Source organism: Nonomuraea sp. NPDC059194 (assembly GCF_042754765.1).
GTDB lineage: Bacteria > Actinomycetota > Actinomycetes > Streptosporangiales > Streptosporangiaceae > Nonomuraea.
Genome location: NZ_JBHZBH010000034.1, coordinates 20,840 through 40,603, shown reverse-complemented (window position 1 = coordinate 40,603; position 19,764 = coordinate 20,840). Strand labels below are relative to the sequence as shown.

The window sequence follows — 19,764 nt, the reverse complement described above, 5'->3', positions numbered from 1 at the left end:
ATCAGTAGGCTCCGGCGCCGCGGAGCACCGCGGATCCGGTCTTCCAGAGGATCTGCAGGTCCAGGGCGAGCGACCAGTTCTCCACGTAGCGCAGGTCGAGCCGTACCGACTCCTCCCACGACAGGTCCGAGCGGCCGCTGACCTGCCAGAGGCCCGTCATGCCCGGTTTGACCACCAGGCGTCTGCGCACGTCCGTGCCGTACTGCTCGACCTCCTCCGGCAGCGGCGGGCGGGGGCCGACCAAGGACATGTCGCCGCGCACCACGTTGAACAGCTGGGGCAGCTCGTCGACGGAGTAGCGGCGCAGCCAGCCGCCGATCCTGGTGATCCTTGGATCGTTCCTAATCTTGAACAGCACGCCGTTGCCCTCGCTGCGGGCGACCAGGTCCGTTTTGATCGCGTCGGCGTTCAGCACCATGGTGCGGAACTTCAGGACCGTGAACTCCCTGCCGTGCTTGCCCACCCTGGTCTGGGCGAAGATCGCGGGCCCCGCGCTCGTCATCCTGATCAGCGCGACGATCGCCAGCATCAGCGGCGAGGCGAGGACGATCGCGACGATGGCCAGGGCCTTGTCGAAAGCGCTCTTGATGATCTGGCGCATGCCGTCGAGGTCCGGGTGTTCCACGTGCAGCAGCGGGAGCCCCGCCACGGGACGGATGCTGATGCGCGGGCCCGCCACCTCCATGAGGGCGGAGGCCACGTACAGCTCGGTGTCGGTCTCCTCGAGCTTCCAGGCCAGTCGCCTGAGCGCGACACCGTCGAGTTCGGGGCAGCTGAGCACCGCCACCGTGTCGGCCCTGGTTTTGATCACGACGGCGCTGACGTCCACGAAGTCGCCGAGCACGGGGACGCCTGCCACCTCGCGTGGCAGGGGAACGCCGGTGATCCTGGGTAAGCAGGCCGCCACGACCTCCATGCCGTGGTGCGGCGCCCGCCGTAACTGCCTGACCAGTTCGTCGACCGCGGCCGCGTGCCCGACGGCGACGACCCGGCGCAGGCATTCGCCTTTCTTGCGGCGGGCGGTCAATTTCCGCCGCAGCCGGTGTCGGAAAAGAAGATCCAGAAAGGCGGCCAGCGGAATACCGGCCATGACGAAACTCCGGGCCACCGGAGTCTGAGTGCTGTAGGCGAGAATCGCCACCGCCGACGCGAGCCCGATGGCTGCCTGGATTATCTTCCGGTATTCCTCCCACCCATCCCCGAGATAACGCTGGTGATACCCCCCGGCCAACGCGATTGCGGCCGGCCATAACGAGACCAAGATCAGCCCAAGCACCGGCTCGGACCAGTCGGTTCGTTCGATCAGCATCCGCACGGACACCAAACAGGCGAAAGCGGTCACGGAGCAGGCGACGTCACCCACGAACGCGCCCGCCACGTACCGCCTTTCCCATCCGGACGTCGGGGAATCTAACCCCTCATCCAGCCCGCGCGCCTCCCCAGTAATCGCGGTCATCCACTACCTCGTCGTCCTCGCAGACCCCACCCAACGCACGGTTAACCGCTTATCCGGAACGAACTTGAGCCCAAGATCCGAGAGTAGGAAGGCGAAGACGATATTGTAAATACGCAACGAACGTCCGAATGAGGACACAAATCTTGGGGTTGCGCGCTTGACGAGAAGGTCGCTCAGTCGTACTCGAGATCAGGCAGAGACGAGGGCGGCTCAGGACTGCGCCACACGACGATCACCGAATCGCGCGCCGTCTCGGCCGCCAGGTGCAGCCGCTCGAGATCGAAGTCGGGCAGATAGCGCAGCCGGGCCAGGAACGTGGCGTCGGTCGCCGACCTGGGCACGACACAGCCCTCCCCGTCGCGGTCGAGGAGGATGTAGAGGATCTCGGTCTCCGTCTCGGCCGCGACTCGCACCTCGACGACGTCTTCCCAGGCGAGGGCCTCGACGCTGCCGTCAGCGTAGTGACGGGTCACGCCCTCCTCTGTGACGTACACGTAGGAGTCCGGCACGTGCATGGGCGCGATTCTCGCGACATTTGCCTGGTTACCGCAAGGGATCGGCGCCCCAGGAATGGCCGAGATGTTGCTTGACAGCGGCCCGGGCGTCGCCGTCCGCTATCGCGTCAAGGAGCGCGCGGTGCTCGGCCACCAGTTGGTCGCGGTCCTCGTAGACCCTGCGCAGCCGGACCAGGCCCAGCCGCGTCTCGGCGGCCAGCGCCCCGTACAGCCTGACCAGCCGCGGGCTGCCGACCGCGTCGATCAGCGCGGCGTGCAGCGCCATGTGCTCGGCCACCACGTCAGACCAGGGCGCGTCGTCCGGCAGCGCGGCCATCCGCTCCAGCGCAGCGTCGGCCTCCGGCACCCGCCGGCCCGCCAGCGAGCGCGCCATCAGGTCCTCCATCGGCCTGCGGACGAACATCAGGTCGTCGAGGTCCTCGATCGTCACCTCGGGGACGTAGGCGCTGCGGTTGCGCTCGCGCCTGAGCAGCCCCTCGTGCACGAGTACGGCCAGCGCCTCCCTGACCGTGGGCCTGGCCACGCCGTAGAGCGCGGCGAGCTCCTGCTCGGGCAGCGGCGTGCCCGGATCGATCTCGCCCGACAGCACCCGCTGCCGCAGCGCGTCAGCGAGCGCGCTGACCGTCGACACCGGCCTCAGCACTGATCGGCTCCTTTTCCGACGCAGGCCGCCTTTCGGGGACGGCCACCGCCACGAGGCTAACGCCCAGCAGCACCAGCCCGCCCCACGACACCGGGCTCAGCGTCTCGTGCAGCACGACCACGCCGAGCAGCGCGGCGACCGCGGGCTCGGCCAGGGCGAGGGTGGCGGCGGTGGCGACGGGGGTGGTGCGCAGGCCCCTGCCGTACAGGAAGTAGGCCAGGGCGGTGGTGCCGAGGCCGAGGTAGAGCGCGGCGAGCAGGCCGCGCGGCTCGGCCAGCCAGCCGGGACCCGTCGCGATCAGGACGGGCAGCATGATGGCGGCGGCGCCGCCGAACATGACGCCCATCACGCCGTCGGACGGCGCGCCCGCGTTGATGGCGCGGGCGGCGGTGACCGCGTAGAAGGCGTAGATGAGGCCGCCGAGCAGGGCCAGCAGCACGCCCTCGACGACCTGGTCGCCCGCCTGGGCGCCGCCGCCGCCCGCGATCAGCGCGGCGCAACCCGCGATGGCGGCGGCGGTCGCCGCCGCCCACCGCGCGGAGAACTGCCGGGAGAGCAGGCCGGTGAAGACCGGGCCGCTGCCGATCGCGACGACGGTGCCGATCGCCACTCCGGTACGGCTGACCGCGGCGAAGAAGCACAGCTGGTAGGCCGCCACGGCGACCGCGCCCAGCAGCAGGGCGGGCGTGATCCGTACCCCTCTGACCATGAAGACGAGCACGAGCCCGCCGAGGACGAGGCGGGCCGCGGCGACCGAGACGGGATCGGCGGTGATCAGCAACCCTGCCGTGCCGGCCGTGCCCCAGAGGACCGCGGCGGCGAGGACGTTCTTCATAGGAGGATTGTCTGACAACTAGACAAGGTTCGTCTAGGGATTTGTCCGGGTATGCCACGTGAGGTGAATCTCAAGGGCATCGCGGCGGTCCCTCTCGTCATCGGGACGTTCATCGGGGGCTGCGGTGCCGCCACCGTTCCGGAGACACTGCCCTCTGTCGCCCTTCCGGAAAGAGCGCTGTCGTCGCTTCCCGCTGAGGCGGCCAAGACGTGGCGGCTCATCCAGAGCGACGGGCCCTTCCCCTACCGGCGCGACGGCGTGGTCTTCCAGAACCGCGAGCGCCTCCTGCCGCCGCAGAAGCGCGGCTACTACCACGAGTACACGGTGCCGACCCCCGGCTCACGCGACAGGGGCGCGCGCAGGCTCGTGACCGGCAGCGACGTCGACGAGCTCTACTACACTGGCGACCACTACCGATCATTTGTCGTGGTGGACGTGAAACAATGACATTCGAGCACCGGATCCACGGCACGCTGCTCGACACCTCCGACAGCGTGATGACCGCGATCGCCGCCGCGCTGAAGTTCCCCTCCTACTTCGGCTACAACCTCGACGCGCTCTACGACAGCCTCACCGACCTGTCGTGGCTGCCCGCCGGGGAGCACGTGCTCATCTGGTCCGACCCTGGCACGCTGCGCGCGGCCGACTCCTCCGCCTACGACGCGATCGCGAGCGTGCTGGCCGACGCCGTCGCCGACGGCACCGGCGGCGAGGCCCGCCTGTCCGTCCTCCTGCGCGCCGCCCGCTGACGCCGCCTTGTGGGCGATGGACGCCCCCGGATACTGTCTCCGACGTTCGCTGGTGTGGACTGCTTCGCCGGAGGCGAGGAATGAGTGAAGACTGGTTAGTCCGCCCGTACATGATGACGCGCGGCCGCACCCGCCCGACCGGCGACGACTTCGACCTCATCGCCATCGTGGCCGCCACCGGCGTACCGTCGCCCTCGGCCGGTCTCACCCCCGAGTACCTCAGGGTGCTGGCCGCCTGCCGCCACCCCGTCTCGGTCGCCGAGGTCGCCTCCGCCACCGGGCTGTCGATCGGCGTGATCCGCGTCCTGCTCGGCGACCTGCGCGAGCGCCAGCTGGTCACCGTACGGCACGCCGCCGAGGACGTGAGCGTGCTCCGCGACGTCCTGCAGGGCCTCAGATCTCTGTAGCTTCTTCCATGAGTTGCTCCAGCAGCCACCTCGCGGGCGAGACGACCTCCGCGGTCTGTGATTCCAGCATCGATAACGCCTCGTGGACGCTCTCGGCGCGCCTGACCGGCAGCTCGATCAGCGCCCGCTCCTCCACCGTCGCCTCGCCGTTGACATGGAAGAACTGCTCGGAGTGGGTGAAGGACACCGCGAAGCGCACCATCCGCCCGTCGGGCAGCGTGAACAGCACCCCCGTCGTCCACCCACCCGGCTGGAAGTAGGTCATCGGCTCGCGCCTGAGAAAGGGATGGCGCAGCTCGTCGAACGCGGCCGCCGCCCGGCTCATGGCCGCCAGCAGGCCGGCCACCGCCCGGCTCTCGCTGTCCACAGCCTGAGCGTAGAGGAGCCGATCAGTCGGTGGCCAGCCGAGCGTGCCGTTCGACGTCGTGCCGAACCCCGTCGTAGACGAGCTTTCCGCGCTCCACGCCCTCGACCCTGAAACCGGCCTTGACCGCGACCCGGCACGAGGCGGGGTTGTTCACCCGGTGCCCGAGCTCCAGCCGGAACAGGCCGCGCTCGGCGAACGCCCACTCCGCGAGCAGGCTCGTCGCCCGCGCGGCCACCCCCCTGCCGCGGGCGCGGGCGGTGGTCCAGTAGGAGACCCAGCCGTTGTCGTGCCGGTCGATCCCGGTGACGGCGACGTTGCCCACCACCTCGCCGTCCAGGACGACGGCGAACGCGTGCCCCCTGGCCGGCCAGCTCTCGATCCATCGGATGGCGTCGTCCGCGGTCGTGATCGGCTCGGCGGCCTGGGTCCGCATGTCGGCCGCGCCGAAGGCCTCCACGATCGCCCCGGCGTCGCCGGTCGTCCACTCGCGCAACCTCACAGCGCATACCTCTTCGGGTCGGCGGCAAGCAGATCTTTCAGGAACCGCGCGTGCCTGTCGACGTGCCACTCGCCGTTGATCGCCGTCCAGACACCCCACTCCAGCATCATGTACAGCAACGCCGTCGGCCACACCGCGCGCTCCCCCTCGGTGAGCTCCACCCTGGCCAGGTAGGCGTCGCGGAAGACCGCCCACTTCTCCCGCGTGAACAACCGGGCGGGCTCGCCCTCCAGGTCGTTGTGGAACAGCAGCGCCGCCAGCGCCAGATCGAGCACCCGCGGGGCGCGCTCCCCGTTGTCCGGGTCGACCAGCACGGGCCCCTCGCCGGTGTAGACGAGATTGACGGCCTTGAAGTCCATGCTGACCTCGGCCACCGGCAGGTCCGCGTCGCGAACGGCGGGCAGGGTGGTGGTCATGAAGTCACGCAGCGGCCCCTCGAACCTGTCCGTGTACGGCGCGAGCCCGTCGACGTCCTCCTCGACCGAGGCGGCGTCGTGGTCGGGCCACTCGAAGTCCTTGAGCCCCTCCTTGGTGCCCGCCGCGTGGATCCGTCCGAGCAGGTCACCCGCCGCCGCCAGGTCCGCCCGCGACCCGTCGTAACCGCGCCCCTCCACCCACGGGTAGGCGACCCACGTGTCGTCCCCGATCTCGTACGGCCCCGCGACCGGCGTCACCACGGGCAGGCCGAGATGATCCTTGAGCCTGCGCACCCACTTGGCCATCGCCTCGGCGTCATGGGTGCGCTTCACCGCCACGGGACGCCCGTCCACCTCACCCCTGAAGACGGGAGCGTAGGAGTAGATCGAGTCCTGCCGCGGGATGCCGAACCGATCGAAGACCGCGGTGTGGTCAGTGGTCACGGAGCCCGAGGCTAACGGCCCGTTCCAAGCCTCCGAATTTCGGCTGGCCGTCACTCGTTGCGGATATTGCGAATATGGCGGATACTTCGTTTGGAGGAGGTGGTAAGAGATGACGGTAGCCCCCATCCAGCCAGGTTCACCGGATGTCGCTGCGGCTCGAGATGCTCTGCGACGCGTTCGCGGGTACCTCAAGCGTCATCCCGAAAGCCCTTCGCGGATCCGAATCGCAGTAGAGGAGACTCGCGAGGAACTGACGCTGCCGCGAGGAGCTGTCGAGTTGCTTGCGGCCATACTCGCGCACATGGCTGCGGGGCGCGGCGTATCAGTGGTCCCCTCCCATGCCGAACTGACGACTCAGGAGGCAGCTGATCTGCTCAACGTGTCGCGGCCCTACCTCATAGGCCTCCTCGAAGCGGGAGAGATCGACTATCGCCTGGTCGGCACCCATAGAAGAGTTCGCGTGGACTCGCTGCTCGACTACAAGCGCAGGGACGACCTGAGGCGGCGCGAGGCGGCAGACGAGCTTTCAGCTATGACCCAGGAGTTGGGTTTCGACTGAAATGACCTTTGCTGCCGTCTTTGACGCCTGCGTGCTGCGGGCAGCCTAAGCCGATGTGTTCCAGCCATCCGGTGGTTCTTGGTGCGGTCCGGTTCAGAGGCGGGCCGTGACGCCTGCCAGCCCTGACTCCACGCTGGCAGGATCGTCGTTGTCGAGGCCGTAAAGAACCTCGTGCCAGGGGCCGAGCTGGTGCCAGACGAGCGCGCGGTCGCGCTCTTCTTCGGTCACGCCGTACTCGTCGGCGACGGCCTCGGCGAAGGCGCGGGGCGTGCCGTACAGGATCCAGGACAGGTCCAGCGCGCGATCGCCCACGTGGGCGTCGGAGAAGTCGATCACCCCGGTCAGCTCGCCGCCCTCGGCCAGCAGGTGCTCGGAGCCGAGGTCGCCGTGGACCACGGTGTCGGCCGGCAGCCCGCCGACCCTGTCGAGCAGCGCCATCGCCGGGCCACGGTCGACCAGCCTGGGGACGACCTCGTGCCGCAGCCGCTCGACGAGCATCTCGCGCTCCTGCGCGGCCCGGTCCGGCAGGCCCCGTCCGACCGCCTCCGCCACGTCCACGCCGTGCAGCGTCCTCAGGAAGGCGCCCACCTCCCGACCGTGAGCGGCGGTCAGCTCGTCCACCGGGCCGCCGGGCACGGCCTCGTGCCTGACCACCAGCGGGTCACGACTCACCACCCGGGGAACGGGAACCCGCATCGGGAGCCGCGGGGCCAGCCACGGCATCACGGTGGTCTCCATCAGCAGCAACGCGGCCACCTCGGGCCTGCGCGGCCGCCGGTCGATCCACCTGCCGTCGACCAGCGTCGTCACGCTGTCCCAACCTTGCGTCAGTTCCATGGAGTCGAAGTAGACCACGAGGCCGCGCATTGTGCGGGCCTGCATTCCACGGTCAGCAGACAATGAGAATGTGTGCACAAGAAATGCCGACGCCGTCACCTTCTCGGACCTGTCGAGAAACCCCCGAGCCGTCGCGGAACGCGCCGCACGCCTCGGTCGAGTGCGGGTCACTCACCGCGACGCCCCCGACTTCTACCTGACCGCGGCCGACCGTGAAGACCGGCGTGAGCAGACGCTGGCCACTGCGTCCCGGCTGTTCCTCGCCCTCATCAAGCACGATCCGACCGCCAGGGCGCTGGTCATCGCCATGCCCGAGGTCTTTCCGTGGGTCCGCCACCTCACCGCTGCCGAACTGCGCGCCTTCACCCTGGAACTGGTCGAGGCCCTCTCCGATGCCGCGGAACTCGATGTCGATTCCACCACGCAGGAGGTCATCGCGGGCTGGCGGGCAACCGCTCGAATCAAAGCCGACCCCGCCCACTACGCCCAGGCCCGCACGACCACGAGCGGCGACTTCGGGCCGGTGGAGGTTTCGGCCTGAGTTGGCTTTCCTGCTGGTACTGCCCGAGCCGCCTAACGCGAGCAGCGCGCCCCACACCGTCATACAGACGACAGCAGGCGTTTGGGCGCCGACAGCGACCACGCCTCGAAGACCATCTCGTCGAGCTCGTCGGCCTCGATCCCGGCCAGCTTCACCACGACCCACCCGAACCGGCCCGCCGTGAACTGGACCTCGAACACCTCGGGCCGCTCGGCCACCAGCGCGAGCTGTTCCTCGACGGTGGCCTTGAGCCCGACCGTCTCGGTCTCCTCCCACAGGTAGCCGAACCCCTTGCCCGCCACCTTGAACCCGACATAGCCGGCGCTCTCGTGCTGCGACACCTCGGGCAGCCGCATGACGATCCGCAGGAACTCCTCAACGCTCACACTCATGCCCCGATGAAACCAAACCCCACCGACAGTCCGGACGCGCCCCCGCAACCCGGGGACGCGTCCGGTCCAGGCGCGTCACATATTGATCATGTGGCGCTGTACTCGGTAGCACACCCAGGATGATCAGGTCAAACATTCCGAGAAGCCCCAGCTCATGCCCCATATCGTGAGTCTGGGGTTTCTTGTTGTTTCGGGTTGATCATGGCTGCTGTCAGCACTGGTGCTGACGTTGTGCTGACCCCGATGACGCCCCATCTAGCGGAACCTCTTGACGGTCCTGCCATGGCCGTTCAGGCTCACGGGTGCAAGTTCGAGCACACTCGGAGCAACGGAGGGCGACATGGCGCTACGGTTCATCGGCATCGACCCGAACACGGACGGGAACAACTGCCCCTCCGTGTGGGTGGACGAGAAGGACGGCAGCATCGTCATACAAGGGTGGGAAGTGACAGGGGCAGACGATCTAGCCCAGGTCGCCGCGCGTAGTCCCATCCCCGACAATGAGAAGGTCGTCCGCGTTCCGCGACGTATGGCCAAGCTCCTGATGGAGGCATGTGGTGGGGCCGCTCATGACGTTTGAGGACATGCTGGCAAGCGCCAAGCACTCAGCGGTTCACCTGGAGATGCGGGATGCCTACGTTCCCGACGATCCTTCGTTCATCGCCTGGCAGGGCGGGCCACCCTACGACCGCACGGCCAGGGAGCGGGACTGGCACCGGCTAATAGGCGACACCCGAGCAAGAGGCGTCGAGGTTCGCCGCGCACGGATCGTGTCAGAACCGGTTACCGACTACATCCGGTTCGAGCACTCCGTGACGGAGTCGATGAACATCAAGGCGGGAGAGCTGGTCAGGTGGCTCCCCCGGCGGCAAGCTTCCGACCTTCTCCTACCCGGAAACGATCTGTGGGTGTTCGATGACCACCTGGTCCGCTTCGGGTTCTTCGCTGGTGATGGTCGCTATCTCGGCGAGGACTTGGTCCAAGACCCCGGCGTGATCAAGCAGTGTCTCACCGCATTCGAAGCGGTCTGGGAACGCGCTATTGATCATGCGGAGTACCGGCTCGTCTGACCGTTGACCATGCGCACCTCGCCGTCTTCAAGCGCGCAACAAGCACGCCAGGGCATCTCTCAGCGCCTACGCGAGATTCGGCTTGATGCCGGATTGACCGCGCGTGCAGTCGCCAAGGCGGCGGGGTGGCATGAGTCCAAGGCATCGAAGATCGAGCACGGTCGAACCGTGCCCTCTGAGGCCGATATTCGCGCCTGGTGCGCCGCTTGCGATGCCGAAGATGCGGTCACAGAGCTGATCGGTGCCTCGCGCGCCGCTGACCTGATGTACGTGGAGTGGAAGCGGCTCCAAAAGACGGGCTTGAGACAGCTCCAAGTCTCAAAGATCAAGATGTATGAGCCCGTGAGGCACTTCCGTGTCTACTGCTCCAACGTGGTGCCCGGACTCTTCCAGACTCCCGCTTACGCTGAGGCCCTGTTGACCTCCATCGCGGACTTCCGGGAAGCCCCCAATGACGTTGCCCAAGCTGTGGCGGCGAGAGTGGAGCGGGCGCGCTTCCTTCACGAGGGCAACCACCGTTTCGCCGTCTTGGTCGAAGAGTGGGTTCTGAGGTGCCGCATCGGAGACGCGGAGGTTATGGCCGGACAGCTTGGCCATCTGTTGGCGGTCATGTCGCTGCCGTCTGTTTCGCTGGGGATCATCCCGCAGGGGGCGGGTCGGCGCATGTGGCCCGTGGAGACGTTCAACATCTTCGATGACACGCTTGTGCAGGTAGAGCTACTGACGGCGGAGATCAACGTAAGCCAGCCGTCAGAGATCGCCCAGTACGTCAGAGGGTTCAACCGGTTGTCCGAACTGGCCGTGTACGGGGCACCTGCACGACAGCTCGTGTCTGCGGCAATCTCGGATCTGAGCTGATTTCGGAGCAAGTTCGAGCACACTCGTTGAGACCCTGATTCGGACCCTCCTACCGTCGAAGCATGCCTCCCGGACGAACGGTAGAGAGTCTGTCTGACAAGCTCTCCCAGCGCATTCGTGACCTCACCACCGAAGAACTGGCCGCGCTCAACCAAGAGTCGGACGTGATCCCGTCGCCCTCGTGGACTCGTGACGAGTACTGGGCGCAGATGCTTGCGCGGGGTGTGGCCGAGTCCGGCCGCCCCGGCACGGCAGGCATAGACGGCTATCTCGCTCTGGCCGACGAGTTCGGCGTGCTGGAGAAGCGCCCCAACACGCTGTGGGCCGATGGGGAGTCTGACGTGAAGCGCGCAGGGGTGGTGATGTAGCAATGCGTTGGGACAACCCTCAGCCGTTCCTGATCGAGGGCTGGATTGTGATGGACGGAGCAGGTGGAGGCTACATCGCGTTGCGAATCGTCACCCAGACGCACAAGGACAACATCGTGTGCGCCGCCGACCCCCCAGCGCTGCGTCGGCGAGTTGCCAGTGTCGAGAGGATCACGCCCCTCCAACTGGCTACCCGCCAGCCCCGCAAGCGGGCGCACCTCAAGGCGGTGAGCTAGCTCGATGACGCTTGACGAACTGAAGACGAAGTACGGCTCCGGGTGGGAGTTCTTCCCCGACCTGGCTGTAGGTGTCGCGGCAGCACGCCGGACGGTCCCCTCTGCGGACGAGTACGCGCGTGGCATGCTGCCTGTCCTCTTCGCGTGGGATCTGAATGACCTGATACCGCAATTGGATGAGCAAGCGACGCGAGCCAGGCACCTGCCGTACTCATAGACCCACACCGATCTCCCCTGAGGGTCGGGTGTCGGGCGGCCGGGGCGACCCTCAGGGGGCATTCGGCCCCTGGATGGGCAGGAAGAGGTTCCGTTCATCCAGGGGCATTTTCGTTTGGTTTCGGCAGCGAACATCTTGATGCAGGCAGCTACTTGATTCATCATGCTCCGGGCGGGCCGCGACCGCCGTACGTCACCGATTTCACGTACGCCGGTCGGCGGGTGACGTACGACAGACCAGGCCCCCGCCGAAGCGGGGGACCTGGTCATTCGCTAGCTCAAGCGGCCACGTCTGCCGTCGCGTCGGCCTTGGCCTTGCTCCTGGCCCGGGAAGCCCTGGCGGGCTTGACCTTCGTCATGGTGCCGACCTTCGGAGCGGTACCGGCCTCGTTGGCGTCCAGGAGGGCGCGAAGCGCATCCATCCCGAGCGGCTTGGCAGGAGCGGCGTTGACCTCCTGAATGGGCTTCTCGTCCTTCGGGCCGTCCAGGAGAGCCCTCAGGGCTTCCACCCCCATGGGGAGGTTCGCGGGCACGTGCACCAACTCAGTGGGCGGGATGACTGGCTCAGGCTCAATGGTGGCCTGAGCGTCGATGACATCCCATTCGTGGTCCGAGAGATAAGGCAGGAACGCCGTGCTCTCCTCCACCGCCTCAATCTGCTCCGCAGGGGGAGCCGTGCCAGCGGCCTCCTCCACACCAATCGCGGGCTCCTGCCCGAGCAGTTCGTTCGTTTCCTCGGAGACCTCAGACTCAACGTAGAGGTATCGCATGGTCGGGCGTCCCCCGGTGCCCTTGGCGCTCTGCCCCTTCACGACCTCGATCGTGTCGAGCTGGGCGACGATTTCCCGAAGATCGATCGCCTTGATGTTCAGCGCTCGATAGATCTCGGTAGCCGTACGGCCTTCCGGCCCAGCCTCTCGAACGAAGTTCTCGACCTTGACGGAGAGACTGGCCTCCTCCGAAGCCTCAGCTTCGGGCAGCACGTATGCGATGGTCTCGATGGAGTAGCAGACCAGGGCCAGAGCAGCGTCAAAGTCCCGCTCGCTGATCTCGTCACGGCGTTCCGACAGTGCGAACAGTCCGGCCAGCCGGATCATGTACGCCATCGCTCGCTCTGCATACTGGCTCATGGCCTCGGTGGAGATCATGGCTTCCACAATTGGCCGGTGCTTGGCCTCGAAGACTCGTGCCACGTGCAAGGGCACGGTCACAGCGTCCACCTGGCGGGCGTAGTCGCCAGCCTGGCGAAGGGCACGCGCGGCCTGCCGGATGACCTCGTGGGCATCAGAGGACTCGAAGACGGGCAGCGTCTTGGACTGCTGCACCCAGACAGGGAGAACGCGGTTCCACGTTCCGCCCGTAGCGTCCTTGCCGTTTGCCACCGCTGCCCAGTTGCGCGGCTGCACGTGCATGATCAACCCCAGGTGGGGACGGCGCACCCGAAGGTCATCCATCTTGGTCTTGTGCGCGATGGTCTGGGCGTCGAACGCCTTGCGCAGGTAGACGCCCACCTTTGCGTCACGGCGCGCGTTCGACAGAAGGGCGTCCCCCTCCTCCTCGATGAACCAGACCGGGTTGGCGAGCGTCCCCTCAGCACGGTCAGCCAGCTCGGTGATGAACCCCAGGCCGGTGGCGGGGAGCCCTTCGACCACGCTCTCTTCTGCGAAGTTGGCGAACGCTGCCTCGACCACGCGCCGTGCGATGCCCGTTGCGGTGCCCTTCCTGCCGACGCCGCTACGCCCCACAAGAACGCCCCACAGCGCCAGCGGGGAGGAGCCCTTGCCCGTCTCCACGGTCGGCCCGTAGCCGATGTAGGCGCTGTAGGCGGACATCAGGGACACCATGACGCCGACCTTGGACCCTTCGGTGTAGGGGTCGAGTGCTTCAGTGATGCGGCCGAAGAGAGCGTGGAACGCTTCGTTGGAGATGACAGGGGCGTTGCTCTGCATGGCTTGATAGCCTTCCCTTGGTGGCCCCAGAGCGTTGAGACGCCAATCCGATGCGCTCTGGGGCTGTCCTATGTCTGAAGCTGGTCTCTCAGTCCCGAATTTCTTCGTTTGCTCGGTTGAATCAGAGCCAGCGACGAGAAAGCTAGCCATCAGAGTTTCGGCTGTCAATAAGAAACAACGAAATCCCAGATAAATGATGGTTTGTTAGCTCAGCCCCCTACCCCGGGGGTAAGCACTATCCGATCTGACCACAAGCCCCGTAGGGGGTGCCTCCTCCGACCAGATACGAGTCTGGGGTTTCCTACAAAGATACAAGAAGTGGTTCACGGCCAGGTCAGACAGGCCGCCCACAGCGTGGAGAAACTATTCCAAGTGACTGGCGGCATATACAAAAGACCTCCCAGACTCTCCATTTCGGAGAATCTGGGGGTTCAGGATCTAACTAACGAACTAGGCCGTCCACTTTACGGCGGCCTTCACCAGTCCTTCCGAGCCCTGCACAGCGGCAGCGGGAGTCGTGGGCTGCTTGCCACCAGGGAAGGACAGCACCCGCGCGCCGTACAGGTGTAGGGCGTCGATCTGGTTACGGCGGAACTTTTCCACCGGCTGTTCACGGAAGCTGGTGAACTGGCTCGCGAAGGTCGTGAATGCTCGATGGCCAGCAAGGATGTCTACTCCTGCGGGCATCGCCGTCGTGGACAGGACGGTGAAGCCTGCCAGAGCTGCCACCACGCCGATAGCGGTCGCGCCACCTTCGCCCAGGGCTGCGGCGTTCGCGATGTCAGGGGCGCGCAGCAGGTACCGCTTGGCCCTCGGACCGACGACCACGTATCGGCCGTCCGGCACCTTTCCGGTGTCGAGCTTCTCCATCATGTCGAAGATGGCTTCCAGCAGCGCCTCACCCTTGTCCCGGCTGTCGGCCTGGCCGCTGACGTCTACCTGGGGTAGGCCGGTGGCAGAGGCTGCAATGGTGGTCCCCACGAACGCATCCGTAGAGGCGGCAAGCGCTCGGATGGATTCCAACGATGCCGGAGCTGCCAGCGCCCCAGCCACCTGGACCTTTTCAATATCGCGAACATAGAAGGCCACATAATCGGCCTCAGTGATATCAACATACTGTTCAACGGTCTTCAGATCTTCGATCGTCATCCCGGCAACGTCGTTGTACTTTCCGACGTTGGGCCGAATCAGACCGTTGACCACCATTCGGTCACCCTGTGCGGTGATATCGCCCTCATAGTCGGTGTTCACCACAAGCGGCGAAGCCCATACAAGTAGCGGATCAAACTGGGTGAGTAGCTCGTTGCTCCACTCGGTGGGAACGAACGCATGCGTGCCCGCATGCGCGTATGCGGGGATCGGGGTAATTGCCAAAGGGAAAATCCTTTCAGTAGCGGTTAGCGGCGTGCCCGCGCGTCCAAGGACATGCCACGCTCAGGGGGTGTGCCGTTTCCCCCTTGCGGGCCGATGCCCACACCTTGGGGATACGTGGGCTTCTTGGCTGTTGATCCGAGAGAAGTAACGAACTCCGTGATTGCTTCAAGGTCTGTCGCTCCTTCCTCGGTAAGGAAGGCGGACATGTTGAGCTTGGACATCGCTTCTGGGGCCAACTCCATACCGCGCATATGCGCGGCCTGTTGAAGCTGGGTCTCAGCCAGCGTGAGAGCGTGCTCTTGCTTCATCACGGCCAGAGCCTGTTCCAGTTCTGCACTCTTGGCCGTTGCGGCCTCCAGTTCGGCGCTGGCGGCCTTCCAACGCGTCTCATTGGTTCGGCTGAGGCTCTTCCATTTCTCGATCTCAGAATCCATGTCAGGGCCTTCTAGAGTCACTTCTGCAGCGCGATCCGTTTCGGTTTCGGCGTCAGCAGGATAGCTAGGAGAGTCGTCCATTTCGGTTGCTCCCTTCAAAGGCTTGCGTCCCATCTGCGTACGGATCACCAAGTGCGCAGACGAAGCTCCTGGTGATCAGGCGTGGTGTGCCAGGCGTAGGTGATCGCGCGAGGGTTGTCCAGATCGCCGATGGCGGACACGATCCGAATCGACGGATCAAGGCGGCGTTCCCGCCAAGCCGTGAGGATCTCCAGAGCGGTCATGCTTGACAGCTGGTCATGGGTAATCATCAGTGCTGTACTCCAAACGGTTATGGGGTGTGAGGAAGGCCCCCGGCACGAGGTCACCGAGGGCCTTCAACATCAATGAACTAGAGAGGAAGAGTTGAAATGTCCTCTCACTTATTATTAGAGGGCCTAAACGCACAATGGTGCGAGAAACATCAGCTCACCACCGTGTACACCTCCCACCGCGCATCAAAACATGACGGCGAGCAATACGGCGCGAAGTCCTCGACCACAGCCTTCTCTCCACACTCCAAGCACACTCCCTTGCTGCGGCGATACCTGCGCTGGGCGTGTTCACGGTCCCGAAGCAACTTGGCTACCCTGCCGCACTCCGCTGAGCAGTACCGGCGCCAAGCACCCCGGCGACCTTCACCGAGCTTGCGCGTCTCCTGCACCCGCTTCCCGCAGTGCGGGCAATCAAAGACCTGGGTGAGGTGGCTGCCGCCACCCCTGGCATGCCACGACACGCCTTCTCCTCTCTGTTGGCAACTGTCACTGCGGTCAGCCGTTCTCGTCATCGCCGCCGTGACCGGCCGGGAAGCACAGCGGGCAGCGGACAAAAGAAACGAACACACGACTACCCAGACTCAGCGAGACCGCCGAACTCGGTCTCTGCGTGACTTCGCACCATGACAAGCACGATGGGCGCTGCGGAGGTTGGCCTGATCCCAACTACCGCCATCGGCGACGGCCACCACATGATCCACCTCATCGGCACCAACACGACCACACAAGTAACAAACTCCCCTATCACGCCTGAGAACCGCCGTCCTACGGCGGCTCCAATCCGTAGGTCTACTTAAGTTCCTCTTGGACGTCATAGCCCACGGCTTAGGCCGATGGGCCTGACACTTACCTCCAGGGCCGGGGGGAACAATCCCCCGGCATCCTGACTGTGAACAGATCTTGTTAGCTCGGGCCAAAGGCCCTCCTTCTAAGAGAGAACAGAACTTCCAAATCAACTGGCAGCCCTCAACGGCTGCCATGTGAGGTCACTGGTAAATAGGTAGCTGGCTGAGAATTTCCCCAAGGTCCTTCAGGCCCTTAGTGGGAGTAGGTAGGTCCAGCTATCATCTGCCGATGAGAGGGCTGGCCGCTGCCCAGCCCTTCACCTTCTGCTGATACTCCTTCTAGCTCTACAGCTAAGGCTGTAGCTAGGTCTTGAACTCAAACTGACACTGGTACTACTACTGCTACTTGGTCACCGGTATACGGTGCGCTAACGGCTACTTCAGTGCTTGAACGGGTCATAGTACGGACCAGTCTGCCACTGTCCTCCCGTGGCCGGTGGCGTGATCGACGGCTTCTGCTGGACCATCCGAAGGTCGGAAACCGCCACCGTCTCTTCATCAAGCGAATCCAGCAGCTCGCCGAAGCCGCCGTTCTTGACCTTGCTATACGGCTCGACAAGCGTGACCGGCATCGACAATTTCAGCCGAGGGATCTTCCCGCCCTTACCGCCTTCCCCGTCCTTGGTGAGAAAGCCGCGCATAAGGAGGTGACGAAGCTGGCCGTACATGTCATGTCCATTGCCGGAGTATCCGGCCATCCGTGCGATGTACTTCACTCCCACTTCTGAAACACCCGTGCGCCCATTCACTGTCATGGCAACACCCATGGCAAGTTCCAGCGCATCCCTACCGATCTCGCCATCCCGCAGGAGTCCCTTCCTGCCCCCGTATTCCCGATACACCATTCGGAGCCATTGCAGGGTGGAGGCGCTGTCGGGGCGCACAACATGGCGGGGCTCAACCGCGCTCATTGGCGTCCCTGGGCGTGAGACCAGCAGCGGTCATGATTGCCATAGCGATTGACCGTGCGGGGGCGCTGGTATGCATCAAGGGATCTTGCGGGTCTGTGCCGTACTTCTCTGGCCACAGGAGTTGGCAGACCAAGTCACAAAGATTGCTGTAGCGCTGGGCGTCGTCGGCCAGCACAACGTGGTCAACCGTGTTGGCGTACCTTCGCTCCAGGGCGGTGAGCAAGTCAGGGGTCAACCGGTCGGCAGGGTCGGGGATCAAGTTCTCGGCCTTCATCGTCTCAGCGTTCATCTACGTCTCCTTGGTGATCACTTGATGACCTGGCTTTCTAGCCAGGCCTCGATGTTGCGTTGCCTGAACTTCAGGTAGCGGCCCACCTTGTAGCCCTTCAGGCCCCAGGGTTTCCACTGGCTGTACACGGTGCTCTTCGGCACCCCCAGGTAGTCGGCGACCTCCTGAACCGACATCACTCGATTGCTGCCTCCGCTACTCAATCGGTCTCCTTGCTGCCGTCTGTGGGCGCGTGCCCGCGCCGGGGGCGTATGGCTGTTGCTGTCGTCGCTGTTGAGTTATCAAGCTGCATCTGCACCCGATTCCAACCTGGCCCCGTGTGCCGAACATTGCTCGACTATAGGCAATCGTGACACTCGGCGCAAGCCGGGTGTCGTGTGCTACCGTGGTCGGCATGGAACGACGACAACCGGTCAACCTGACCACCCACGGCTGGACACTCCCGCCCGGCTGGACCCTCTACACCGCAGCCCGCTACGACGACCAACCCGCCGAACTTGAAGGCGTCTACGACGTGCAGGGCTGCATCGTCACGATCACCTCCGACATTCACGCCCCCATCAGCGGCCCCGCAGAGGTCCGCATCCGCGACCTTCTCGCCCCCGACGCCATGGACCGCAGCATCCAACGCGACGGCATCACCCTCGACATCCTGCGTGCCGTTCCCCTCGGAGATGCACGCAAGGTCCTGGCCGAATGGCTGCCCCGTCTGCGAGCGGCCTTCTCCCCCGACGACGCCCCCAAGCCGCTACCCGCACGGGTGGAATCCCCGCACGATTACACCCTTGTCGCCGCCGAATACGTCCGACTGGTCAATGCCGGAGAACGCCGCCCGATCCATGTCATGTCTGAGGTCTCCGGCGTCTCCCGAAACACCATGAGCGCCCGCGTCCGGCGAGCACGAGACATGGGCCTACTCCTTCAGATCGGCACCGGCGCCAAACTCCGTGCCGAACTCACCCCACAGGCAATCGCCGAACTCAACGAGAGCGAGGAAACGAACTAACGTGGCCAGCCTGATCAAGAAGTGCGAGTGTTCCACCACCAAGGCCGGACGCACGCTCAACCTCCGCAAGACCGACGACCGCAAGACCGCCGAACGCACCTGGGGCAAGTGCGCACACGCCTGGGTCGTCCGCTACCGACTCGGCGGGCGCGGCACGAAGCAGCAAGAGCAGTCTTTCCCCCACGACATGAAGCGCGACGCTGAAGCGTTCATCCTGGAGATCAAGTCCGACAAGGTGAGCGGCCTACGTCGCACCATCGACCCCAAAGCCGGAGCGATCACCTGCGCGGATTACGCGGATAGGTGGCTCTCCGGCCGTGTCGGGCTGTCAGCCAGAAGCCGCGAGTTCTACAGCTCCGCTCTGAGAAACCAGATCAACCCGACCCTCGGTCACCTGCGGCTCAATGCCGTCACACGGCAAACCGTCAAGACGTTCGTCTCCGCCCTGATAAAGGGAGGCTACGCGCCGAACACCGTCCACAGCGCCTTCACGATCGTCTCTGCCATCTTCAGCGAGGCGGTCAAGGACAAGCTCATCCCCGAATCCCCCTGCACCGACATCGAGCTTCCCAGCACGGCGCAGAGGCAGGAGTTCCTGGTCCCCTCCTGGACGCAGATCAAGAAGCTCGCCGACTCCATGCCTGCCCGCTGGGCAGCGACGGTCTGGCTGATGGCCGGGTGCGGTCTCCGGGTATCTGAGGCATTCGCGGTTGCCGAAGGGTGCGTGATGTTCGGCGGCCGGAGGCTGCGCATCCACGAGCAGGTGACCCGGAAGCGCGTGTTGGGTCCTCTAAAGCACCGGGAGGAAGGTGACTACCGAGACATGCCGCTGCCGCCGTTCGTTCACGCCGCCGTCGCGACGCATATCGACACTCACGGGACCGCAGAGGGGTACCTGTTCCAGGCGGCGAGAGGAGGAGGCCGGGTCCGGTACGACTCCTATCGGGTGGCGTTCGCAGCCGCAGCCAAGGCAGCGGGTCTTCCTGAGGACTTCACTCCTCATGGACTTCGCCACGCCTATGCCTCCATGCAACTGGCTCAGGGCATCCCGATCACGGACGTGTCCCGATGGCTGGGTCACCAGGACATCGGGATCACGTTCCGTACGTATGGCCACCTCGTTGACGAAGCGTGGGACAGGGCGCTTGACGTCATGGAGGCCGCCTATCAGACAGGCATCTCGACCGAAGCCGCGTCAGCGGTGTGCTGACTTCGTGCTGACGTCGGAGAACCG

The 19,764-nt window shown here is 65.2% G+C and carries 27 protein-coding genes; 10 read left to right on the top strand and 17 right to left on the bottom strand.

What is annotated here, in order from left to right:
- Position 1: 1 nt before the first annotated feature.
- From ACFXJ8_RS32645 to ACFXJ8_RS32630, 4 genes are all read right to left on the bottom strand, one after another.
- The gene (locus ACFXJ8_RS32645; protein ID WP_379647838.1) at positions 2–1,456 is read right to left on the bottom strand and encodes a sugar transferase; all 1,455 of its coding nucleotides are present in this window, start codon (positions 1,454–1,456) and stop codon (positions 2–4) included.
- Between the two features lie 173 nt (positions 1,457–1,629).
- Positions 1,630–1,971 carry a hypothetical protein gene (locus ACFXJ8_RS32640; protein ID WP_379647837.1) on the bottom strand — a complete coding sequence of 114 codons (342 nt, stop codon included), beginning with the start codon at positions 1,969–1,971 and terminating at the stop codon, positions 1,630–1,632.
- A 28-nt stretch (positions 1,972–1,999) separates the two neighbouring features.
- Positions 2,000–2,614 (bottom strand): GntR family transcriptional regulator, encoded by a 615-nt coding sequence (locus tag ACFXJ8_RS32635; RefSeq protein ID WP_379647836.1) that lies wholly within the window; start codon positions 2,612–2,614, stop codon positions 2,000–2,002.
- Entirely contained in the window at positions 2,577–3,449 is an 873-nt protein-coding gene (locus tag ACFXJ8_RS32630; protein WP_379647835.1) for a DMT family transporter, read from the bottom strand. Before ACFXJ8_RS32630 ends, ACFXJ8_RS32635 begins: the two co-directional genes overlap by 38 nt.
- A gap of 51 nt (positions 3,450–3,500) precedes the next feature.
- Here ACFXJ8_RS32630 and ACFXJ8_RS32625 point away from each other — a divergent pair, with 51 nt between their 5' ends.
- The 3 genes from ACFXJ8_RS32625 (at position 3,501) to ACFXJ8_RS32615 (ending at position 4,605) form a co-directional block, all read left to right on the top strand.
- Positions 3,501–3,896, top strand: coding sequence for a ribonuclease domain-containing protein (locus ACFXJ8_RS32625; protein ID WP_379647834.1), 396 nt, complete (start codon positions 3,501–3,503; stop codon positions 3,894–3,896).
- Complete coding sequence (locus tag ACFXJ8_RS32620; RefSeq protein WP_379647833.1) at positions 3,893–4,198, top strand: barstar family protein; 306 nt, start codon at positions 3,893–3,895, stop codon at positions 4,196–4,198. The genes ACFXJ8_RS32625 and ACFXJ8_RS32620 overlap by 4 nt, the downstream gene beginning before the upstream one ends.
- 80 nt (positions 4,199–4,278) lie before the next feature.
- Positions 4,279–4,605 carry a DUF742 domain-containing protein gene (locus tag ACFXJ8_RS32615; RefSeq protein WP_379647832.1) on the top strand — a complete coding sequence of 109 codons (327 nt, stop codon included), beginning with the start codon at positions 4,279–4,281 and terminating at the stop codon, positions 4,603–4,605.
- On the opposite strand, the gene ACFXJ8_RS32610 is transcribed toward ACFXJ8_RS32615, so the two are convergent.
- Genes ACFXJ8_RS32610 through ACFXJ8_RS32600 form a run of 3 tightly spaced genes read right to left on the bottom strand, consistent with a single transcriptional unit; the run spans position 4,592 to position 6,331 of the window.
- Positions 4,592–4,972, bottom strand: a complete 381-nt coding sequence (locus ACFXJ8_RS32610) for a hypothetical protein (RefSeq protein WP_379647831.1) — start codon at positions 4,970–4,972, stop codon at positions 4,592–4,594. The two genes, ACFXJ8_RS32615 and ACFXJ8_RS32610, sit on opposite strands and share 14 nt — an antisense overlap.
- Before the next feature lie 22 nt (positions 4,973–4,994).
- Positions 4,995–5,471, bottom strand: a complete 477-nt coding sequence (locus ACFXJ8_RS32605; protein ID WP_379647830.1) for a GNAT family N-acetyltransferase — start codon at positions 5,469–5,471, stop codon at positions 4,995–4,997.
- The gene (locus ACFXJ8_RS32600) at positions 5,468–6,331 is read right to left on the bottom strand and encodes a hypothetical protein (RefSeq protein WP_379647829.1); all 864 of its coding nucleotides are present in this window, start codon (positions 6,329–6,331) and stop codon (positions 5,468–5,470) included. Before ACFXJ8_RS32600 ends, ACFXJ8_RS32605 begins: the two co-directional genes overlap by 4 nt.
- Positions 6,332–6,632: 301 nt before the next feature.
- Between ACFXJ8_RS32600 and ACFXJ8_RS32595 the strand changes: the two genes are divergently transcribed.
- The gene (locus ACFXJ8_RS32595; RefSeq protein ID WP_379647828.1) at positions 6,633–6,890 is read left to right on the top strand and encodes a helix-turn-helix domain-containing protein; all 258 of its coding nucleotides are present in this window, start codon (positions 6,633–6,635) and stop codon (positions 6,888–6,890) included.
- Between the two features lie 93 nt (positions 6,891–6,983).
- Here ACFXJ8_RS32595 and ACFXJ8_RS32590 read toward each other — a convergent pair whose 3' ends face one another.
- Positions 6,984–7,757 (bottom strand): phosphotransferase, encoded by a 774-nt coding sequence (locus ACFXJ8_RS32590; RefSeq protein ID WP_379647827.1) that lies wholly within the window; start codon positions 7,755–7,757, stop codon positions 6,984–6,986.
- A gap of 40 nt (positions 7,758–7,797) precedes the next feature.
- Between ACFXJ8_RS32590 and ACFXJ8_RS32585 the strand changes: the two genes are divergently transcribed.
- On the top strand, positions 7,798–8,268 hold the full coding sequence (locus tag ACFXJ8_RS32585; RefSeq protein WP_379647826.1) for a hypothetical protein: 471 nt from the start codon (positions 7,798–7,800) through the stop codon (positions 8,266–8,268).
- Between the two features lie 59 nt (positions 8,269–8,327).
- On the opposite strand, the gene ACFXJ8_RS32580 is transcribed toward ACFXJ8_RS32585, so the two are convergent.
- Complete coding sequence (locus tag ACFXJ8_RS32580; protein WP_379647825.1) at positions 8,328–8,660, bottom strand: MmcQ/YjbR family DNA-binding protein; 333 nt, start codon at positions 8,658–8,660, stop codon at positions 8,328–8,330.
- Positions 8,661–9,229: 569 nt separating this feature from the next.
- Here ACFXJ8_RS32580 and ACFXJ8_RS32575 point away from each other — a divergent pair.
- The 3 genes from ACFXJ8_RS32575 (at position 9,230) to ACFXJ8_RS32565 (ending at position 10,956) form a co-directional block, all read left to right on the top strand.
- Entirely contained in the window at positions 9,230–9,730 is a 501-nt protein-coding gene (locus tag ACFXJ8_RS32575; protein WP_379647824.1) for a DUF6879 family protein, read from the top strand.
- 9 nt (positions 9,731–9,739) lie between these two features.
- Positions 9,740–10,588 carry a helix-turn-helix domain-containing protein gene (locus ACFXJ8_RS32570; protein ID WP_379647893.1) on the top strand — a complete coding sequence of 283 codons (849 nt, stop codon included), beginning with the start codon at positions 9,740–9,742 and terminating at the stop codon, positions 10,586–10,588.
- 62 nt (positions 10,589–10,650) lie between these two features.
- Entirely contained in the window at positions 10,651–10,956 is a 306-nt protein-coding gene (locus ACFXJ8_RS32565; protein ID WP_379647823.1) for a hypothetical protein, read from the top strand.
- A gap of 730 nt (positions 10,957–11,686) precedes the next feature.
- Here the strand turns inward: ACFXJ8_RS32565 and ACFXJ8_RS32560 are convergent.
- The 8 genes from ACFXJ8_RS32560 to ACFXJ8_RS32525 all read right to left on the bottom strand — a co-directional run bounded on the left by ACFXJ8_RS32560 (position 11,687) and on the right by ACFXJ8_RS32525 (position 17,700).
- Positions 11,687–13,357 (bottom strand): DUF3987 domain-containing protein, encoded by a 1,671-nt coding sequence (locus tag ACFXJ8_RS32560; RefSeq protein WP_379647822.1) that lies wholly within the window; start codon positions 13,355–13,357, stop codon positions 11,687–11,689.
- Between the two features lie 450 nt (positions 13,358–13,807).
- Entirely contained in the window at positions 13,808–14,731 is a 924-nt protein-coding gene (locus ACFXJ8_RS32555; protein ID WP_379647821.1) for a hypothetical protein, read from the bottom strand.
- A 23-nt stretch (positions 14,732–14,754) separates the two neighbouring features.
- Positions 14,755–15,246, bottom strand: coding sequence for a hypothetical protein (locus ACFXJ8_RS32550; RefSeq protein WP_379647820.1), 492 nt, complete (start codon positions 15,244–15,246; stop codon positions 14,755–14,757).
- A gap of 44 nt (positions 15,247–15,290) precedes the next feature.
- Positions 15,291–15,449 carry a hypothetical protein gene (locus ACFXJ8_RS32545; protein ID WP_379647819.1) on the bottom strand — a complete coding sequence of 53 codons (159 nt, stop codon included), beginning with the start codon at positions 15,447–15,449 and terminating at the stop codon, positions 15,291–15,293.
- A 611-nt stretch (positions 15,450–16,060) separates the two neighbouring features.
- Entirely contained in the window at positions 16,061–16,294 is a 234-nt protein-coding gene (locus ACFXJ8_RS32540; RefSeq protein WP_379647818.1) for an HNH endonuclease, read from the bottom strand.
- A 410-nt stretch (positions 16,295–16,704) separates the two neighbouring features.
- Positions 16,705–17,235, bottom strand: coding sequence for a hypothetical protein (locus ACFXJ8_RS32535; protein ID WP_379647817.1), 531 nt, complete (start codon positions 17,233–17,235; stop codon positions 16,705–16,707).
- A complete protein-coding gene (locus ACFXJ8_RS32530) occupies positions 17,222–17,524 on the bottom strand; it encodes a hypothetical protein (protein WP_379647816.1) in 303 nt (100 codons plus the stop codon). The genes ACFXJ8_RS32535 and ACFXJ8_RS32530 overlap by 14 nt, the downstream gene beginning before the upstream one ends.
- 17 nt (positions 17,525–17,541) lie before the next feature.
- Positions 17,542–17,700 (bottom strand): helix-turn-helix domain-containing protein, encoded by a 159-nt coding sequence (locus ACFXJ8_RS32525; protein WP_379647815.1) that lies wholly within the window; start codon positions 17,698–17,700, stop codon positions 17,542–17,544.
- Positions 17,701–17,873: 173 nt separating this feature from the next.
- Here ACFXJ8_RS32525 and ACFXJ8_RS32520 point away from each other — a divergent pair, with 173 nt between their 5' ends.
- Positions 17,874–18,530, top strand: a complete 657-nt coding sequence (locus tag ACFXJ8_RS32520; protein ID WP_379647814.1) for a hypothetical protein — start codon at positions 17,874–17,876, stop codon at positions 18,528–18,530.
- Between the two features lies 1 nt (position 18,531).
- On the top strand, positions 18,532–19,740 hold the full coding sequence (locus ACFXJ8_RS32515) for a tyrosine-type recombinase/integrase (RefSeq protein WP_379647813.1): 1,209 nt from the start codon (positions 18,532–18,534) through the stop codon (positions 19,738–19,740).
- The last annotated feature ends 24 nt before the right edge of the window (positions 19,741–19,764 follow it).

Excerpts from the sequence above, each read along its gene's own strand:
- ACFXJ8_RS32595 (WP_379647828.1), top strand. The coding sequence starts at position 6,633 with ATGGCTGCGGGGCGCGGCGTATCAGTGGTCCCCTCCCATGCCGAACTG.
- ACFXJ8_RS32625 (WP_379647834.1), top strand. The coding sequence starts at position 3,501 with ATGCCACGTGAGGTGAATCTCAAGGGCATCGCGGCGGTCCCTCTCGTC.
- ACFXJ8_RS32525 (WP_379647815.1), bottom strand. The coding sequence starts at position 17,700 with ATGTCGGTTCAGGAGGTCGCCGACTACCTGGGGGTGCCGAAGAGCACC.
- ACFXJ8_RS32575 (WP_379647824.1), top strand. The coding sequence starts at position 9,230 with ATGACGTTTGAGGACATGCTGGCAAGCGCCAAGCACTCAGCGGTTCAC.
- ACFXJ8_RS32620 (WP_379647833.1), top strand. The coding sequence starts at position 3,893 with ATGACATTCGAGCACCGGATCCACGGCACGCTGCTCGACACCTCCGAC.
- ACFXJ8_RS32545 (WP_379647819.1), bottom strand. The coding sequence starts at position 15,449 with ATGACCGCTCTGGAGATCCTCACGGCTTGGCGGGAACGCCGCCTTGAT.
- ACFXJ8_RS32640 (WP_379647837.1), bottom strand. The coding sequence starts at position 1,971 with ATGCACGTGCCGGACTCCTACGTGTACGTCACAGAGGAGGGCGTGACC.
- ACFXJ8_RS32550 (WP_379647820.1), bottom strand. The coding sequence starts at position 15,246 with ATGGACGACTCTCCTAGCTATCCTGCTGACGCCGAAACCGAAACGGAT.
- ACFXJ8_RS32645 (WP_379647838.1), bottom strand. The coding sequence starts at position 1,456 with ATGACCGCGATTACTGGGGAGGCGCGCGGGCTGGATGAGGGGTTAGAT.
- ACFXJ8_RS32535 (WP_379647817.1), bottom strand. The coding sequence starts at position 17,235 with ATGAGCGCGGTTGAGCCCCGCCATGTTGTGCGCCCCGACAGCGCCTCC.
- ACFXJ8_RS32565 (WP_379647823.1), top strand. The coding sequence starts at position 10,651 with ATGCCTCCCGGACGAACGGTAGAGAGTCTGTCTGACAAGCTCTCCCAG.
- ACFXJ8_RS32590 (WP_379647827.1), bottom strand. The coding sequence starts at position 7,757 with ATGCGCGGCCTCGTGGTCTACTTCGACTCCATGGAACTGACGCAAGGT.
- ACFXJ8_RS32615 (WP_379647832.1), top strand. The coding sequence starts at position 4,279 with ATGAGTGAAGACTGGTTAGTCCGCCCGTACATGATGACGCGCGGCCGC.
- ACFXJ8_RS32530 (WP_379647816.1), bottom strand. The coding sequence starts at position 17,524 with ATGAACGCTGAGACGATGAAGGCCGAGAACTTGATCCCCGACCCTGCC.
- ACFXJ8_RS32580 (WP_379647825.1), bottom strand. The coding sequence starts at position 8,660 with ATGAGTGTGAGCGTTGAGGAGTTCCTGCGGATCGTCATGCGGCTGCCC.
- ACFXJ8_RS32560 (WP_379647822.1), bottom strand. The coding sequence starts at position 13,357 with ATGCAGAGCAACGCCCCTGTCATCTCCAACGAAGCGTTCCACGCTCTC.
- ACFXJ8_RS32540 (WP_379647818.1), bottom strand. The coding sequence starts at position 16,294 with ATGACGTCCAAGAGGAACTTAAGTAGACCTACGGATTGGAGCCGCCGT.
- ACFXJ8_RS32570 (WP_379647893.1), top strand. The coding sequence starts at position 9,740 with ATGCGCACCTCGCCGTCTTCAAGCGCGCAACAAGCACGCCAGGGCATC.
- ACFXJ8_RS32630 (WP_379647835.1), bottom strand. The coding sequence starts at position 3,449 with ATGAAGAACGTCCTCGCCGCCGCGGTCCTCTGGGGCACGGCCGGCACG.